Genomic DNA, 15,933 nt, shown 5'->3' with positions numbered 1-15,933 from the left:
TTTATCCAAAGCTTAACCGGCCTAACTTATTGCATTCCTCAGCGAACCACAAGGCCTTGTCAGGTCCTACTACCATACCATGTGGCTCCGCATTTTTCGTAGGAATAGGATATTCCGTAATTTCACCGTTTATTGTAATCCGACCTATTTGATTACTTCCCCATTCAGTGAACCATAAAGCACGATCAGGGCCGGTTACAATTGCGTGTGGACGAGCATTCGGAGTAGGAATGGTAAACTCACTTATTATTCCAGAAGTAGTAATTCTTCCAATTTTATTTCCGTTAATTTCTACAAACCAAAGTGCACCATCCGGTCCATTTGTAATTCCCACAGGACCAGCCTGTTTTGTGGGTAACTTATATGTAGTCACTTCCCCGTCTATCGTAATCCGACCTATTTGATTACTCTGATTCTGAGTAAACCATAGAGCATAATCAGATCCAGCTACAATAAAAGAGGGATAAGAATCAGGAACAGGCAAACTATACTCAATAATTTCACCTGATGATAAGATTCTTCCTATTCTATTTCCGTTCATTTCTGTAAACCAAATGTCTCCATTATGTCCTTGCGTGATTCCAAAAGGTCCTGAATCGCTGTTTGGTAGCGTATATTCAGTAATTTCACCTGTTACTGTTAGTTTACCAATTTTATTTGTCCTATTTTCAGTAAACCATATATCACCCTGATCTGTAGAAGTGATAGATAGCACACCTGCATTGAAAGTAGGAAGATCAATATGAGTCACTTTACCATCAACAGTCATTCGACCTATTTGATTCGCTTTATGTTGTGTAAACCATAGGGCACCATCTTTTCCCCTAGTAATTCCATAAGGACCTGAATCTATATGAGGAAGTTCAAATTCTTCAATTTTTATTTTCACGTTAATTCCTCCTTTTTTTGTATAAAATTATTCTAGTAATTGTTTTGAATACGGTGCATTTTCAGTTAACACAAATAACTCCGTTCGAATAAATTGAAGCGGAGTTATTTGTGTTGAAAAAATCCTAATCAATTACAGCATTTTATATATTTCAATAAGGTTCCTATCTGGGTCTCGAAAATGTGCAATACGTGATCTCCATTCTTTACGATCGTGTGGTTTAGTAATAAATTCAATCCCATTTTCTCTTAAACGGTTATAAGTCTTATCAACATCTTCTACTTCAAATTGAAGTAAAAATTTTGATTGAGATTCCCCTTCTAAAAATTTATTTTCCTCTCCGACCACTTCTGCCATGGCTTTTCGGGATAAAAGCTCGATTTTCGTTTCTCCATTATTGAAAAGTGCATATTCCATTTCTTCCTCGTACCAACTTATTGAAAGTCCTAATATATCTTTGTAAAAATTGGAGCTTTTTTTAAAATCCTTAACCAACAGTCTGATTTGTAATAACTTCAATTCAATCTCCTCCTAATAATATAATTCTCTTCATTTACAAAAAACCTTTATGTAAACTAAACCTGTAGACCATCTACATTTCTAGTTACCATAAACTATATAACATCTTCTGATTTAACTTCGATTTACTTACGAATAATCCCTTCTCTAATTCAAGAAAAGGCCCGATTGCTGAACAAAATTAATAAAAACACACACTTGCTATCTTTTATTGTATTCCATAAATAAAATTTTATTTTTAATAGAATTTGTTCCAAAACTCAAAACTTTAAGACACTCTTAAAAATAGAATTTTTTTTGGTTATTTATTCTTGTTTTCTGTCTAAAAGTTAGTCTATAATTTAGTGTATAAAAGATTTAAGACTTATAGACAGAGGATGATACATATTGTTAATTGGTTATGCGAGGGTTTCAACTACTGGCCAAGATTTAGAAACACAAAAGGAAATTTTGGAAAATGAAGGGTGTAAAAAGCTTTTTGTTGAAAAAGTAACCGGAACAAGTACAAAACAAAGAGCCCAACTTTATGAAGCTATTGAATTTGCACGAGAAGGAGATACATTAGTAGTAACTAAAATAGATCGTTTAGCTCGTTCTATTATGGACTTAAATAAGATCGTTCATGAATTAGCTGAAAAAGGGGTTAATGTAAGATTTGTAAAAGAAGATATGAAGTTTGATGGTTCAAACGAAGGAAACAGCTTACAAACACTGCTTTTTAATATATTAGGTTCATTCGCACAATTTGAACGTGATCTGATTGTAGAAAGAACAACAGAAGGCCGGGAGAGAGCAAAAAGGCAAGGGAAACATATGGGAAGACCAGGGCAAGATGAAAAGACTTTAAAACGGGCTATCAAGCTATATAATGAACGTGAAACAAACGGAATGAGTGTAAATGACATAGTAAAAACTACAGGAGTTCCACGTTCCACGTTATATGCAAAAATTAGGGAATAGGGTTGCTATGGCAGCCCTTTTCTTATGGAACTAAAGGGGCAGTTTAGTTCAACAAGGAAATGTTAGAATAGCAATGAGTGATTTTATGGGGCTATTGTTGGTTGTATATCAATCGAAGAAAATAACAGACCTTAAACCATAAGGAGATAAAGATGAGATTATTGGATCAATTAAAGAAGAACTCAAATTATTCGATTCGTTTTGAATTGGGACTTATCCAATTAAAGGGTAAGGAATATTTCGATGAAATGCATCATCGAGCAACGACTATACTCAATTCTATATTCGATAAAAATGATGACATTTTGATCGTTGTTTGTATTAGTAACCCTATTGATTACAAAAAAATTGATAGTCCTAATATAAAGCGTTTTATTAAAAACAAAAAGCTGATCTACGATTTGAAATGTAAAACTATAGCTTTTGAATTTGATGAAGAAGATACAGAAATGGAAACAAAACAATACAGTTTAAAAGTTAAGAAACATGATATTCGTTTAGGCTATCTTATTCAATCAATAGGCTTTAAAGAATTCGGAATGAAACCAAGGGTTAACGGATCTTTTTATTTATTAAATTTGACGAAAGAGACGTTGTTTCATATGTATGATGATCGAGGATGTGATGTTTATGGTTTAGAAAAAGAAAAGTTACTGCCTTTATACTATAAATTCAGAAAGTGGATTTTAGACTATGACCGTATCCGATTTGACCGTATGTTTGAACAAGGCCTGTTCAATATTTATGAATCACCAGAAGATATGGAAAAAAGACTTGAATTAAACGAAAAGAAGGTGAAGGAAACAGGAATTAATCTATATCAAGTTAACACATGCTACATCACCCATGAACTCGAAATTCCGAAAGTATTTGCAGAAGAATGTTTAAGTGAGATGACACAAACAGGTTTTGAAATTAATTTTGAACAGAAGCTTAGTGACTCCATTATTCTTAGGGCAACCAAAAAGGCAGCTCTAGCACTTGTGGATTACCAAACGGAACTTATGTCTCTATATTCAAGAAAATATAAAGGGAAGTATAACGGGTGGTCAGCAATTAAAGCTTTTTGAAACAGAGAGTGAACAAGGGTCAATAGCCAATATATGAATGCTACGTCGTTCCTTTTCTTGTTGAACTAACGTGGCAGTATAGTTCTATAGTGCAACAAAAAATAATTGACAAAAATTATTTTATATGTTATGATTAAATATTTGTTATTGAAACCCTCTTGGTTAATTGGTAAATTAAACTAAACAGTTATTTAGATATGATTAATTAATAATTTGGAGGGGAATTTAATGAGAATAGCTAATGGAGTTGAAATGCTTGAGTTAGAAGCTGAAGCGTTTGGAGGGAAAGCAGTCATACACCCGACGCTTCTCTGGGATGATAAAGAAGCTATTTTGATAGATACAGGAATGCCAGGACAATATGAGCAAATAATCTCAGCAATAAACAGAGTAGGTTTATCATTAGATAAATTAAAAGCAATTATATTAACACATCAAGATATTGACCATATTGGAAATGTGCCAGAAATCATAAAGGCAACTAGAGGAAGTATTGAGATATTCGCTCACGAACTTGATAAACCATACATAGAAGGGGAAATTCCTCTTATTAAAACGAACCCTAAAAGTATGGCTAAGATTTTAGACTCTCTTCCAGAAGACCAATCAAGAATAATGCTTGAGCTTTGTGAAAATCCTCCAAAAGCTAAAATTGATACTACTTTATCGGATGGTCAAGAACTACCCTATTTCGGAGGGATAAAAGTTCTATTTACACCTGGACATACAGCTGGACATATAAGCCTTTATTTGAAAAAAAGTAGAATTCTTGTTGCTGCTGATGCAATGATTTGTATAGAGGGGAATCTAAGAGGACCCGTTGAGCAAACAACACTCGATATGGACACTGCGATTTCTTCTTTAGATAAATTTTTAAAATACGATATTGAATCTGTAATTTGCTACCACGGAGGAGTATGCAATAAAAAGGTGCATAGGCAACTTGAAAATATCATGAAAAACGTATAGAACTATCAGGAGCGATTCTTCATTAAGAAGGATCGCTTTTCTTATGCAACTATCGGGGCAGGTTAGTTCAAGAAAACACAGGAATATATGGTAAAATATACATACAAAGGAAAATCAAAATTGGAGGAAATTAGATTGGAAGACTTAAACATTTTTTTATCTTTTGGTAATGAAAGAAAAACAAGTTGCATTAGTTAATAAAAGTGCAGAAGGAGATGAATATGAATAAAAAAATAGTATTAGGTATTTTGAGTATTGTAGTTATTGCTTCCATATGCATTTATATATTTATGCCTGAAAAAATTGAAGGAAAGTCGAAAAATGAAATTTGGAAGGTTGAATATACAGCAGTAAACAACAATAATATTGGACATGGTGGAATTGTTTCAGTAGAACAATTAACAGAAGATAAATTAGATGTAAAAAAAATTAGTTTTTATAAAAATCATGAAAGATTATCAGAAGAAACGAATTTTATGGATGAAAAAGATATTGATGGAACGGTTTATACATTAAATCCATTTTCATATCCAGATATTTATATGGGTGATGCACCAGATAAACATGCATCTTACTTTGTGGAAATTATATGGACAAATGCCTCTGGAAAAAAATTTACTGAATCAATCAATTTAAAATAAGACCGTTACATTTAAATAGTATTTTGAATATGGGGGCTATTTTAAAGTATTCGCCCTACGAAATAATAAGCGTATTCGATTTTAAAATCGAATACGCTTATTTATTGATGAAAAACAACAATCAAGTTAAACAGAGCCTAAAATAAAGAAAAGTACCCCATTTTGAGGGTATTTTTCTTTCCTCACAGTTTGTGTCAACTCTGCGATAAGTCTTAATGAACTAACGGGTGCTTTACTTCATTAAAAGGAGCTGATCATCAGCTACTTTTCTTATGACATTTACGGGGCAGGATAATTGAGTAAATAGGGTAAATTTAGAGTTTCAAAGGACAGAGATACATAAGTAGAGAATATGTTTATTTATCAAATAAAAGGAGGTTAATTTGATGAATGAAAAATTATTAAGGGTAGGTACAACTTATATACCAGTTACTAATGTAGAACTTACTTCGGAATGGTATGTAAGTAAATTGGATGCAGAGTTAAGCTATAAAGATGAAGACAAAGCAATTCTTAATTTTGCAAACCAAAGTATTTTTCTTGTTAAATCTAAAGAAAACCAAAGCTCTAATTTTTATGATATTTACGGTGAAGAACATTTTTCTATGACCTTTGAAGTTAATGGCTTAAACGCTTTAGAAGCAGTTCATAAAGATTTTATCGAAAAAGAAATAAAAGTTGGAGAAGTTGAAGACAGAGGTCATGCGGGGAGAAACTTTGTTTTTTATGATTTAGATGGTAATAAATTTGATGTGTGGAGTGAATTAAGTCCAATATTCAAAGAAAAATATCTAATCTCGCAATAGAAAAGATAGACTCTTATTAAGCTAAACAGAAGCTTTACTTGAATAATAGAAGCGTGGGCAGCTCCTTATGGAACTATAGGGGCAGTTTAGTTGAATAAGGGCTAGGTAATATTGGCTTTAACGAACTATAATGATGGTGTTAGAAAGTGCTTACAAAAGGAGAATAAGAAATGCCTGTTATTGAGTATCAACAATTTATTAAAGCACCAGTTGAATTATGTTTTGACCTTGCGAGGAGCGTGGATATTCATACCAAAACGACATCGAAAACAAAGGAAATTGCTGTTGATGGTGTGACAGAAGGGTTATTAGAGGAGGGAGATACTGTTACTTGGGAAGCCATTCACTTTGGTATTAAACAAAGGCTGAAAGCCCAAGTGACATTAATGGAAAAACCAAATAAGTTTGTAGATATTATGGTAAAGGGAGCCTTCCATTCTTTTGTTCACACACATCAGTTTATCGAAGAACCAGGTGGAACTATAATGATAGATAAATTTCAATATAAGTCACCGTTCGGTCCAATTGGGGTTTTAGCTGATAAGTTGTTTTTGGAGAAGTATATGAGAGCATTTATCGTTTCTCGTGCAAAGGCACTGAAAAAGATTGCCGAGAATGTGCTCTAACCTTGTTTAACTAACGGGTGCTTTAGTTCATTAAGGGAGGTTGCTGAAGCAACCTTTTTGTTATGCAACTAAAGGGGCAGTTTAGTTCAACAAGAAAATTGATTCATAAATGTCACATTAGGCTAAAATTACGACATAAAGAAGTACAATTAATCAGCAGTATATTTGGTTGATTCATCAAATTCTTTAACAGAGAAGGTTAAAAATCTCCATAAAAAAGAAGCTACGATTTCTTTACTCATTAATTCTAGTAATATCACAACTCAATTAACGGTTGATAAAATGAGACAAGGGTATTTATGCGAATCATGTTGAATTGTTAAGTAATTGAAGTTATTAGAAAGGTGTGTTAATTTTGGATATTGAATTAAAATTTTTTTCCGAAAAGGCACTTAAACATATGTTTATTGGAAGTCAATTGGATGGAGTGAAATTTGGTGTTGGACCAGGTGCAATTCTGATTCGATTTATGAATTATAATAATTCTAATAATCAACCAGATGATTTATGGTTAAATATTGAGTCAAAATGGAATGTTTTTTCTTCAGGAAATAATGATTATCCTAACTCGGAGGATGAAATGAGTGAGTTAACTGAAGAGGATGAATATAATTTAGTCTTTAAATTACGGAGAGAAAAAGTTGCTGACATTAAATTAGGTGAAACTGTTCCGCACCTTTTTATCGTTTTTCAATCTGGTCAAACCTTGTTTGTAAACGGGCATCACAACATGTATGAATGTTGGCAAGCAGGTGACGGTGCTGGATATACTGGTGATAATTGGCTGATAGTTGCAACCCCTGGTGACGATATCGATATTGCTTCTTGGGCCCCTGATGAATTTTAGGAAAGGAGTGAACGACAATTGAACTAACGCATGAGTTAGTTATTAATAAAGACACTCCTTGAGTGGATTAAAATAGATATTACTTTAGCTCTGTTTGTTATTATTTCATATTTTTTGTATCTCTAATTCTTTTTCTTATGGCACTAACGGGGCAGGTTAGCAAGATTGTGAAGGTTTGTACTTAAACTAACGGGTGCGTTAGTTCTATAACAGGGGTTGCTCGCGGCGACTCTTTTTCTTATGGCACTAACGGGGCAGTTTACTTAAATAAAGTATAAGATCAATGTGTTACGATTACTTATGGTTTTAATTTTTCAAGAAGAAAGGATAGTTATATATGGATAATGCAATAATTACTTTTATTTTTACATTTTTAGTTGTCTTAATTATTAACTTTATAGGGCAAAGGTTAATAGTTAATAAAGAAAAAGTCCTTGATGGGAGAACTTTAGTAACTTTGTTAGCCCAAGGTTTGATAATAACAATTATTTTAAGTTTTATTTAAGGCTATTCAGCTAACAGGTGCATTAGCTGAAGATCGGAGTTGTCTTTAAGGCAGCTTTTTCTTATGCAACTATCGGGGCAGGTTAGCATTACAAGGATATGCTAAGATAATAACGGGTTTCTAATCAAACCAATAATAATTGGTTCTATTTGATGGAGGTTATTATGATATATGAAAGATTATGTGAACTTATAAAAGATTACCCTAAATTGAATGAAGTTTGTCAAGCCATGATTCGTGAAGAATATTTTATAACAAAGATAACCACAACTTCTATGTCTCCTGTACAACAAGATTTTACAAGTATAGAGGTTATAATGGAAAATCATGGTGGAGAAAGAATTTTACTAATTTTCACTGAGGGAATAGTCGATTCTATGACAGTTGAAGAATTTCCTTCTACTAATGAAAAAATTCATCCGAATATACTATTGAATAAAGAGATTATTCACGATAAGACCTTCAAAAAAAGAGCATTTGGTGGCTATGATATGGATGAAGTAGACGGGTTTTTAGACCTGATTATTAAGGATTATAGATTTATTGAAGAGGGATTAATAAAAGAAATTAAAATGCTCAAGGAAGACATGCAGAAATTAAGGGGACATTAGAAATAAATACCCGTTCTTCAACTAACGGATACCTTTACTTCAATATCAGGAGCTGATCAGTCTGCTCCTTTTCTGGAATTAGAGGTATTTTCTCATAACATTCGTGGCATAAAAGCATAGGAAAAAGCAGGATTTAAAAATGAAGGAACATTGAGACAATCCCTTTATATGAACAATAAATACTCTGATGAAGTCCATATGGAAATGCTTCAAGAAGACTACTATAAATAAAGAGTATTCACAACTCTTCTGATACCAACCGTATATTTGTGATGTATTACACTTAAACTAACGGGTGCGTTAGTTCATTAAGAAGAAGTAAAAAAAGTCGAATCCTTAACGTAGGCAGGGTATTAAAAAGAAAGTGATAGGTGAATTAATTGTCTAATATAGTGATTGGTGTAGTATTAATAATCCTAACTATGGTTAAGATTATTAGAAATAAAATGTATATATGGTTAATTACCCTCACACCAGTGGTATGTTTAATGGTATTCTCTCTTACGGATATTCTAGACTTCATTCCAAAATTAGCAAAGATGATTACTTGTTATATACTTCTTATACTGACTATGATTTATTGTGTTTTTTATAGTGAGAAAAAAAGAGGGCATAATTGAAAAACATATGATTCCTTTGTGAGAGCATCGGAATTGTGCGTTCTTTTTTTAGGGAGAAGTTTAGGGGATTGGTATGAAAAAGGAATTTAGAAAAAAGGTTAGTTTCATTTGAATGCTTATTTCCCCCGTTTGTAAAAGTACACTTTTACGAACTTTTTTTGATTGTTACTTCTTAAAATAGACTCTGTTAAACTATTCTTTTGATTTTTCTTCTTCAACTAACAGGAGCGTTAGTTCATTAACTTGGGTTGCTTCGGCAGCCTTTTTCTTATGGCACTAAAGGGGCAGGATAGTTTAAGAGGACATAACTCGTATTGTAAACTGGAATTAAGATTTAAACCCAAAATTCATCCTGGAGGAACCAATGATAAACAAGTTTGAAATCAGATATTTTTATATTATCAGCCCAAGTGATGATAAATTTATTAAGTGGAGTACAGTTAAGGGAATCCTTAACGAAGATATAGTAGATGATTATGAAATAATTACTGATTTAATGGCTCAAGATGTTCGAGATAAGTTTGGTGAAGAATATGAAGTTTGGGATATAGCCAAAGATGAATTTGAACAGAGAATAAAGCCTAAAATGAAATAAAGTTCCTTAACCTAATAGAACTAACGGGTGCTTTACTTCAATAACAGGGGGATAATTAAGCTATGTTAGATTTTCTTTTAGGCATTCTTTCCGCAGGATTCGGTGATAATTCTTTGGATACTCGAAAAATTGATCGAAATATAGAAATGCTGAAGAATCATACTTGGTTTAAAGATATATACGAAGATGAAAAATATCATCGATTGTTTTTTGTTAATAGAAATGTTAGGCAGTATTTACAAAGTACAATGCGTGTAAAAAGAATTATAAAAAGGAAAAAATCTCAAAGAGTATTTCTTGTATTTTTAAATAAACAGTTAAAAAATAAAATATCCTTAAAGAACTAACGGGTGCTTTAGTTCATTAAGGGAGGTTGCTGAAGCAACCTTTTTGTTATGCAACTAAAGGGGCAGGTTAGTTGCATAAGAATCCATTTATTTCACTCGAATTAATGTAATTATATGGTAATATAAAAATGAAGGGAAATTGATTTTTAAAACGGAAAATCCTATTGAAAAATTCAATCATTGGTGGTGTTATTCTCATTGAAAACTATCCAAAAGATGTATGAGCATTTAAATTGGGCTAATCAACTTATTCTTGAAACATTGCAAAGTATTGAAGATAAAAATCAAGAGGTGAGCCGTTTGTTTTCCCATATCCTACTTGCAGAAAAAGTATGGATAACTAGATTACGAGGATTGGACAGTTCACGACTGCCGATCTGGTCAGAGGTCGATATAGAAGTCTGTGCAGAGCTTGTTATGCACAATAAAGAGAGCTTAACAACGTTTCTTACTAATTCATCAAATACTGACCTAGATAAATTAATATCCTACACAAATAGTAAAGGAAAAGAGTTTAAGAATTCTGTACGGGATATTTTAACTCATGTAGCATTGCATGGTCAGTATCATCGAGGACAGATTAACTCACGACTGCGATCAGATGGTTTTGAACCAGCTAATATTGACTTTATTACATTTGTGAGATAGATGTATTCGGGGTAGCCTTGTTCAATACTAGTTTATGATATGTGTCTATGTTCCACTAACAGGTGCGTTAGCTGAAAATCGGAGCTTTCTTTAAGGCGACTTTTTCTTTATGGAACTATCGAGGCAGGTTAGTTTAGAAGCAAAATGGAAATGTAAGAATTATAATGTATTTCTATCAATAAATTTTGGAGGAATTATATATGTATGTAACGGTTTCAGACTTTATTAAAGAATGGAATAGGGAAGCTTTGTTAACTCAAAACGTTTTGGAAGGTTTAACAGATGAATCTTTAAAACAACAAGTTTATCCAGAAGGTCGTACTTTGGGAAGGATTGCGTGGCATCTAACAACAAGTATTCCGGATTATTTATCTCATTTTGGGTTGAACATTGATGGAGTAGAAATTGCAAAAAGTGTCCCAACTTCAGCAAAAGAAATTACTGAAACCTTTAAAGTGGTAAATTCTCACGCATCCCAAATCATTGAACAACAATGGACAGACAAATCCCTAGAACAAATACAAGAAGCATTTGGAAGACAGGAATCAAATGCTCAAATACTAATGGGACTAATCAAGCACATTGTTCATCATCGTGGTCAAATTACCGTTTTGATGCGTCAAGCAGGATTAAAACCGTTTGGGGTATATGGACCACCGAAAGAAGATTGGATTCATTTAGGGGTGGAAAATCCACCACTTTAATAATGAACTAACGGGTGCTTTACTTCAATAAGACAACATAATAATCTTCCACAATCCGGCGCATTTCGATAATAAGAAATGCGTTTTTTCACAATCGGGCCAGATTGTGGAATAAAGAAATTTATGTAAAGGATTTTACTAATATTAACGGAGCAGGATATTTAATAGCAAATAAGTAATTGTCAATATTCTGATACTTCTATATAGTGGAATTATATGTAAAATAGGAATTCAGGGTTTGAAACAAACTTTTATGTTCAATCGATTCCTATCTTTTTAACTAGAAAATAAAATGTATAAATTTGGGGGAATAGTTATGAATATTAACTTAACTGATTTAATTTCAAATATTCAGAGTAAGAATGATTTCTCAGGTACAGTATTTGTTAAAGATGATGAAATGGTGTTAGATTTAAACTTTGGTTACGCTAACCGTTCTGAACAACGAAAAAATAATTCAACAACTCGCTTTGGAATAGCATCTGGATGCAAACTCTTTACTGCTATTGCAATTTGTCAGCTCGTGGAAGAGGGTAAAGTTTCTTTTGATTCAAAATTAAGCGATTGTCTTGATATTGATTTTCAGCATTTTGACAAAGAGGTAACTGTCCATCATTTACTGACACATACTTCAGGAATACCTGATTATTTTGATGAGGAAGTCATGACAGACTTCGAAGAACTTTGGATTAAAAATCCTATGTATCAAATAAAGAAGTTAAAAGATTTCCTTCCATTATTTCAAGACGAGCGTATGAAATTGCAAGTAGGACAATCCTTTCACTACAACAATGCTGGCTATATTTTGTTGGGTCTTATTGTTGAACAGGCAACAAAACTTGAATTCTCTGACTATGTTCAAGAATGTATTTTTAAAAAAGCTAATATGATGGACTCTGGATATTTTACATTTGACTCTCTACCTCCAAATACAGCATTAGGATATATAGATCGCCCTGATGGTACTTGGAAGACAAATATTTATTCGTTACCTGTAAAAGGTGGTGCCGATGGCGGGGCATTTGTAACAGTGGTAGACATGGCTAAGCTGTGGGATGCGCTTTTTAATTTTCAACTTTTAAGTGAAGAGTACACCCACAAAATAATAAAGGCTCATATTCAAGTCAATGAAAGTGACTTCTATGGTTATGGTACATGGATTAAGAAAACTGATAATAGTGTACTTAAATATCATGTAATGGGTTACGACCCAGGAGTCAGCTTTCATTCTGCTTATTATCCTGAAACATCTGCAAAAGTTGTGGTCTGCTCCAACAAGTCGGAGGGAGCTTATGAGATTATGAGTGGAATCGAAGCAGAATTGAAAAAAGTCACTAACTTATAAATCCATAATAAGACGCATTTCTATAATAGGAATGCGTCTCGTCTTTTAACAGATAGATCCGTATTGTAGAACAACAACCAGAAAAAGGATTAATCTCCCATGAGTGCGGTGAAGCAAAAAGAAAAAAAGCATCCAATTAGATATAATACAGTTAACACATATAGATCAAGGTTGGAGTATGTGAATAATTATTCTTAAACTAACGGGTGCGTTAGTTGATTAAGGAACACAAAAATAAAGGAAATTTAATTCTTTGGGCAAATCTTCTTCCTCTACTAAAAGTTATTGTTAGTGACAATACGGGCTGTTAACTAAAAATTACACCGTTCAAATTTCCGAACGGTGCTTAAAATAAATTAGATTCCTAATTAAAACGCCTAAAGTTATTACCTTTTTGATATTTGTGATAATTTACTGCAAAATGTGACGTGCCAACTAAAACGACTGATGTAACTAGGAATGTGATAACGAATTTCATAGGGTCTTTGAGGGATCCTTCAAAAACTAAAGTAACATATACAGGTGCACATAATACCAAAATTAAGATATTAGAAAAGGAGATGACCTCAAAAATATTCTTTTTATACCTGCCATTTGCAATCAAGGTATATAGAATAACAGGGATTGCAATAGCTAATGCTAGGAAAATATATTTAGGGTCAAATAATCCATTCTCGAATAAAAATCTACCTTTAAACAACTTCCCAACCATAGCTGTACAATAAATAATAATTGCAGAAAAGACTAGATTTAAAACGATTAAAAATGGCTTTCCCACTTTCATTTTCTTTCCCTCCCTTTATATGAGCCTCTTTCTAAGGCTGGATTGGCTCATATTTAATTGGGAATATCAATCTTAAATTCTTCATACATAATAGGTTTTGGAAACTTATAAGTTTTAATCTGCAAGCCTTTATTCTTGCTGGCTGCAAATTCTTGCTTAAATGTATTACCCTCAATTCGCTCCGCTAATGGATTATCCTCTAGCAATAGGCTTTTCCCATTAGCATCTTCTAGCCATAATGAATTTCTTGAAAGTTTATTGCCTACAATTGCATCACTTTGAAGATCAAAGTACATAACGGTCTTATCTTGTTGATGAATGATCTTTGTTACAAGAACTTTCCCAAATTCACCTTGATCGACGGTGAAAGGCAGAGTTTGTTCATCCAATGGTATGAATACTTCTTCCCAGCCTTTTTCCGACACAGGAATGGTGTAAGGAACAACTCTTACTTTTTTGCTGCCTTCTTTTAAAGGTGCATACAGAAAATTAAGCTTTGCTATTTCTTTTCCATTTTTGGTATCTCCAATACCACTTGCTGTTACCGTATCTAACACATTCCCATTATCATCGATCACGTAAAAGTTTAATGAATATGGATCAAGCTTATTATTCCCTTCATCCTTTACCACTTTCACATTAAGATCTGTTCCAGCTGGGCCAACTTTTAAAGAACTTATTTCTACTTCTGCCCCTTCGATGGTTTTCACTTCCTGCGGTCGAATCACTGTTACTTCATTTGATTGTTTCACGGGAAAATTAAATTCCCACTTGCCTGGAATCAGACCAACCGCATCAATTCTCAATTTTATATCAAATTCTTCCGGAAGTTCCTCAGTCGGCGTAATATCCATCGTCCCTTTATATTTCTGTGGTGTGACAAATTCTCCTGAATAACCGGAAATGAAATTGATTTCCTTCCCATTTACTTCAATCGTTGGATGTTCGATCTGACCAATTGCGAACAGAGATTCTTGAGTATATCCGAATGTTAAACGAGTACCGTCATAGAAAAATTCATTCATTGTTAACGTAATCCCATTGTCCTTTGAAGATTGGTCAACCACCTGAGTTAAGCCTTTTTCTCCTGCAATTCTTAGTCCCTCATCCCAAGAGTCGTTGAAAAAGGTTCCGATAATCGGAATATTAGAGGCAATCTTCGCCATTGCAGGAGAAACACTTGCTGACCCAATAAAAACGCCTAAGCCTAAAACTGCGGCACTTAGTGAATAGAAAACCACTTTTTTCTTTGACGTTTTTGTTCGATTTTCATTGATTGTATTTGCAATAATCGAATCAAGCTTATCCATTGGGACAGATACTTTATCCATTTCTTTTTTCAAATCTGGCCATTGATTACTACTCATTAACACAATCCTCCTTCAACTTTTCTTTTAATAGATTAATCCCACGATGAATGTTAGTTTTCACCGTACCTTCTGGATAATCTAAAACGTCAGCAATTTGCTTAACCGTGTAATCCTTATAAAACCGTAGAATTAAAACCGTTTTATATTTTTCATCTAATTCCATAACAGCTTGAAGTAAATCAGGATCTTTTTTGTTTGTTTGGTATGGAGCCAGCTTTTCTTCTATGCTTTTTATCTCCATTGGAATAATTCTTTTCTTTTTGTTTATGAGATCAATCGCTGTGTTGATAAGGATACGTGACAACCAAGTTGAAAAGTACCGTTCATCTTTAAGATTTTTAATTGAAATAAAAGCTTTATATATGGTTTCTTGGAAAACCTCCAGCGCATCGTCTTCATTTTTCATATAAATATAGGCTATTTTATAAAGTTTGATTTTTTCATCCTCTATTAGCTCTTGAAAAGCTTTGTTATTTCCCTTTTTCGCACGCTGAACCTTCTTTATATCTTGCAATGTAGTGCCCCTCCCTTCCTCTAACTGTTAGACAAACTAGGAATGAATAACGTTTCAATTTTTCTCATTTTTTTTGATTAAACAATTTTGTTCTCTAATTCTATCTTAAATGTAGATTCTTAGAGTGGCTTAAATAAAGTTGAACTGTTTATAAAAGTCGCACCGTTTTGAAAAAAGTTTAGCCGTTTTTGAAAAGGATTTCAGTTTTTCTTGTAGATTAAGAACCTGTTGAGTAATAATAAAGTTATTCCATTAAAGGGCCAGATTGTGGTAGAAGGACTGTATTAACTATTTGAAATAATTGAAGTAACTAAAATGGGGAATCTACGATGACGAAAACTAAATGGGTATTAATTCTGTTAGGTGTAATGGACTTGGTACTTATCATCGCATCTTACAGACTATTTCATTCTTTTCTTGAAACCAACAGGTTATCTTGTTCCTTTGGGAATTAATTTTATTGTTTTATCCGTAATCGGGTTTCGTTCGAGCTTTCCAAAAATCTGGAATGGGCGGTATAGCACTGTTGCTACCGTTCGTAAAAGTAGACTTTCTCGAACGGT

The 15,933-nt window shown here is 33.1% G+C and carries 19 protein-coding genes and 1 pseudogene; 15 read left to right on the top strand and 5 right to left on the bottom strand.

Annotation, left to right across the window (positions count from 1 at the left end):
- Position 1: 1 nt before the first annotated feature.
- Positions 2–889: a Vgb family protein gene (locus JFU24_RS12220; protein ID WP_201222054.1), complete on the bottom strand. Its 888-nt coding sequence runs from the start codon at positions 887–889 to the stop codon at positions 2–4.
- Between the two features lie 132 nt (positions 890–1,021).
- Positions 1,022–1,408: a VOC family protein gene (locus JFU24_RS12215; RefSeq protein WP_201182643.1), complete on the bottom strand. Its 387-nt coding sequence runs from the start codon at positions 1,406–1,408 to the stop codon at positions 1,022–1,024.
- 384 nt (positions 1,409–1,792) lie between these two features.
- Here JFU24_RS12215 and JFU24_RS12210 point away from each other — a divergent pair, with 384 nt between their 5' ends.
- From JFU24_RS12210 to JFU24_RS12145, 15 genes and pseudogenes are all read left to right on the top strand, one after another.
- A complete protein-coding gene (locus JFU24_RS12210) occupies positions 1,793–2,368 on the top strand; it encodes a recombinase family protein (RefSeq protein ID WP_056529749.1) in 576 nt (191 codons plus the stop codon).
- A gap of 152 nt (positions 2,369–2,520) precedes the next feature.
- The gene (locus tag JFU24_RS12205; protein ID WP_201250011.1) at positions 2,521–3,438 is read left to right on the top strand and encodes a DUF3885 domain-containing protein; all 918 of its coding nucleotides are present in this window, start codon (positions 2,521–2,523) and stop codon (positions 3,436–3,438) included.
- A gap of 228 nt (positions 3,439–3,666) precedes the next feature.
- Entirely contained in the window at positions 3,667–4,407 is a 741-nt protein-coding gene (locus JFU24_RS12200; RefSeq protein WP_201250010.1) for an MBL fold metallo-hydrolase, read from the top strand.
- 221 nt (positions 4,408–4,628) lie between these two features.
- On the top strand, positions 4,629–5,048 hold the full coding sequence (locus JFU24_RS12195) for a hypothetical protein (RefSeq protein ID WP_201250009.1): 420 nt from the start codon (positions 4,629–4,631) through the stop codon (positions 5,046–5,048).
- A 386-nt stretch (positions 5,049–5,434) separates the two neighbouring features.
- Entirely contained in the window at positions 5,435–5,854 is a 420-nt protein-coding gene (locus JFU24_RS12190; RefSeq protein ID WP_201250008.1) for a VOC family protein, read from the top strand.
- Positions 5,855–6,024: 170 nt separating this feature from the next.
- Entirely contained in the window at positions 6,025–6,480 is a 456-nt protein-coding gene (locus JFU24_RS12185) for an SRPBCC family protein (protein ID WP_201250007.1), read from the top strand.
- A gap of 355 nt (positions 6,481–6,835) precedes the next feature.
- Entirely contained in the window at positions 6,836–7,327 is a 492-nt protein-coding gene (locus tag JFU24_RS12180; RefSeq protein WP_201250006.1) for a hypothetical protein, read from the top strand.
- Between the two features lie 337 nt (positions 7,328–7,664).
- Complete coding sequence (locus tag JFU24_RS12175; protein ID WP_201249321.1) at positions 7,665–7,832, top strand: hypothetical protein; 168 nt, start codon at positions 7,665–7,667, stop codon at positions 7,830–7,832.
- A 164-nt stretch (positions 7,833–7,996) separates the two neighbouring features.
- The gene (locus JFU24_RS30280; RefSeq protein WP_242485332.1) at positions 7,997–8,443 is read left to right on the top strand and encodes a DivIVA domain-containing protein; all 447 of its coding nucleotides are present in this window, start codon (positions 7,997–7,999) and stop codon (positions 8,441–8,443) included.
- Positions 8,444–8,515: 72 nt separating this feature from the next.
- A pseudogene (locus JFU24_RS30275) lies at positions 8,516–8,674 on the top strand (GNAT family N-acetyltransferase); the annotation flags it as partial.
- A gap of 753 nt (positions 8,675–9,427) precedes the next feature.
- Entirely contained in the window at positions 9,428–9,658 is a 231-nt protein-coding gene (locus JFU24_RS12165) for a hypothetical protein (protein WP_201250005.1), read from the top strand.
- 62 nt (positions 9,659–9,720) lie between these two features.
- Positions 9,721–10,005 carry a hypothetical protein gene (locus JFU24_RS12160; RefSeq protein ID WP_201250004.1) on the top strand — a complete coding sequence of 95 codons (285 nt, stop codon included), beginning with the start codon at positions 9,721–9,723 and terminating at the stop codon, positions 10,003–10,005.
- Between the two features lie 198 nt (positions 10,006–10,203).
- The gene (locus tag JFU24_RS12155; RefSeq protein ID WP_201250003.1) at positions 10,204–10,653 is read left to right on the top strand and encodes a DinB family protein; all 450 of its coding nucleotides are present in this window, start codon (positions 10,204–10,206) and stop codon (positions 10,651–10,653) included.
- A 200-nt stretch (positions 10,654–10,853) separates the two neighbouring features.
- Complete coding sequence (locus tag JFU24_RS12150; RefSeq protein WP_201250002.1) at positions 10,854–11,357, top strand: DinB family protein; 504 nt, start codon at positions 10,854–10,856, stop codon at positions 11,355–11,357.
- Positions 11,358–11,673: 316 nt separating this feature from the next.
- Complete coding sequence (locus tag JFU24_RS12145) at positions 11,674–12,702, top strand: serine hydrolase domain-containing protein (RefSeq protein WP_201250001.1); 1,029 nt, start codon at positions 11,674–11,676, stop codon at positions 12,700–12,702.
- A 364-nt stretch (positions 12,703–13,066) separates the two neighbouring features.
- Here JFU24_RS12145 and JFU24_RS12140 read toward each other — a convergent pair whose 3' ends face one another.
- From JFU24_RS12140 to JFU24_RS12130, 3 genes are read right to left on the bottom strand one after another with little or no spacing between them, the layout of a single operon-like run.
- On the bottom strand, positions 13,067–13,486 hold the full coding sequence (locus JFU24_RS12140) for a hypothetical protein (protein WP_201250000.1): 420 nt from the start codon (positions 13,484–13,486) through the stop codon (positions 13,067–13,069).
- 53 nt (positions 13,487–13,539) lie between these two features.
- Positions 13,540–14,853 carry a DUF4179 domain-containing protein gene (locus tag JFU24_RS12135; RefSeq protein ID WP_201249999.1) on the bottom strand — a complete coding sequence of 438 codons (1,314 nt, stop codon included), beginning with the start codon at positions 14,851–14,853 and terminating at the stop codon, positions 13,540–13,542.
- On the bottom strand, positions 14,846–15,370 hold the full coding sequence (locus JFU24_RS12130) for a sigma-70 family RNA polymerase sigma factor (RefSeq protein ID WP_201249998.1): 525 nt from the start codon (positions 15,368–15,370) through the stop codon (positions 14,846–14,848). Before JFU24_RS12130 ends, JFU24_RS12135 begins: the two co-directional genes overlap by 8 nt.
- Between the last annotated feature and the right edge of the window lie 563 nt (positions 15,371–15,933).

Origin of the sequence: Peribacillus sp. TH27, from assembly GCF_016650915.1 — a bacterium.
GTDB classification, from domain to species: Bacteria; Bacillota; Bacilli; order Bacillales; family DSM-1321; genus Peribacillus; species Peribacillus butanolivorans.
Note: the sequence above shows the minus strand (reverse complement) of the source record. Positions and strands in the feature narration are given on the sequence as shown.

Bases quoted from the DNA above. Each gene is read 5' to 3' on its own strand.
- JFU24_RS12205 (WP_201250011.1), top strand. From the start codon at position 2,521: ATGAGATTATTGGATCAATTAAAGAAGAACTCAAATTATTCGATTCGT.
- JFU24_RS12200 (WP_201250010.1), top strand. From the start codon at position 3,667: ATGAGAATAGCTAATGGAGTTGAAATGCTTGAGTTAGAAGCTGAAGCG.
- JFU24_RS12195 (WP_201250009.1), top strand. From the start codon at position 4,629: ATGAATAAAAAAATAGTATTAGGTATTTTGAGTATTGTAGTTATTGCT.
- JFU24_RS12190 (WP_201250008.1), top strand. From the start codon at position 5,435: ATGAATGAAAAATTATTAAGGGTAGGTACAACTTATATACCAGTTACT.
- JFU24_RS12185 (WP_201250007.1), top strand. From the start codon at position 6,025: ATGCCTGTTATTGAGTATCAACAATTTATTAAAGCACCAGTTGAATTA.
- JFU24_RS12175 (WP_201249321.1), top strand. From the start codon at position 7,665: ATGGATAATGCAATAATTACTTTTATTTTTACATTTTTAGTTGTCTTA.
- JFU24_RS30280 (WP_242485332.1), top strand. From the start codon at position 7,997: ATGATATATGAAAGATTATGTGAACTTATAAAAGATTACCCTAAATTG.
- JFU24_RS12165 (WP_201250005.1), top strand. From the start codon at position 9,428: ATGATAAACAAGTTTGAAATCAGATATTTTTATATTATCAGCCCAAGT.
- JFU24_RS12160 (WP_201250004.1), top strand. From the start codon at position 9,721: ATGTTAGATTTTCTTTTAGGCATTCTTTCCGCAGGATTCGGTGATAAT.
- JFU24_RS12150 (WP_201250002.1), top strand. From the start codon at position 10,854: ATGTATGTAACGGTTTCAGACTTTATTAAAGAATGGAATAGGGAAGCT.
- JFU24_RS12145 (WP_201250001.1), top strand. From the start codon at position 11,674: ATGAATATTAACTTAACTGATTTAATTTCAAATATTCAGAGTAAGAAT.
- JFU24_RS12140 (WP_201250000.1), bottom strand. From the start codon at position 13,486: ATGAAAGTGGGAAAGCCATTTTTAATCGTTTTAAATCTAGTCTTTTCT.
- JFU24_RS12135 (WP_201249999.1), bottom strand. From the start codon at position 14,853: ATGAGTAGTAATCAATGGCCAGATTTGAAAAAAGAAATGGATAAAGTA.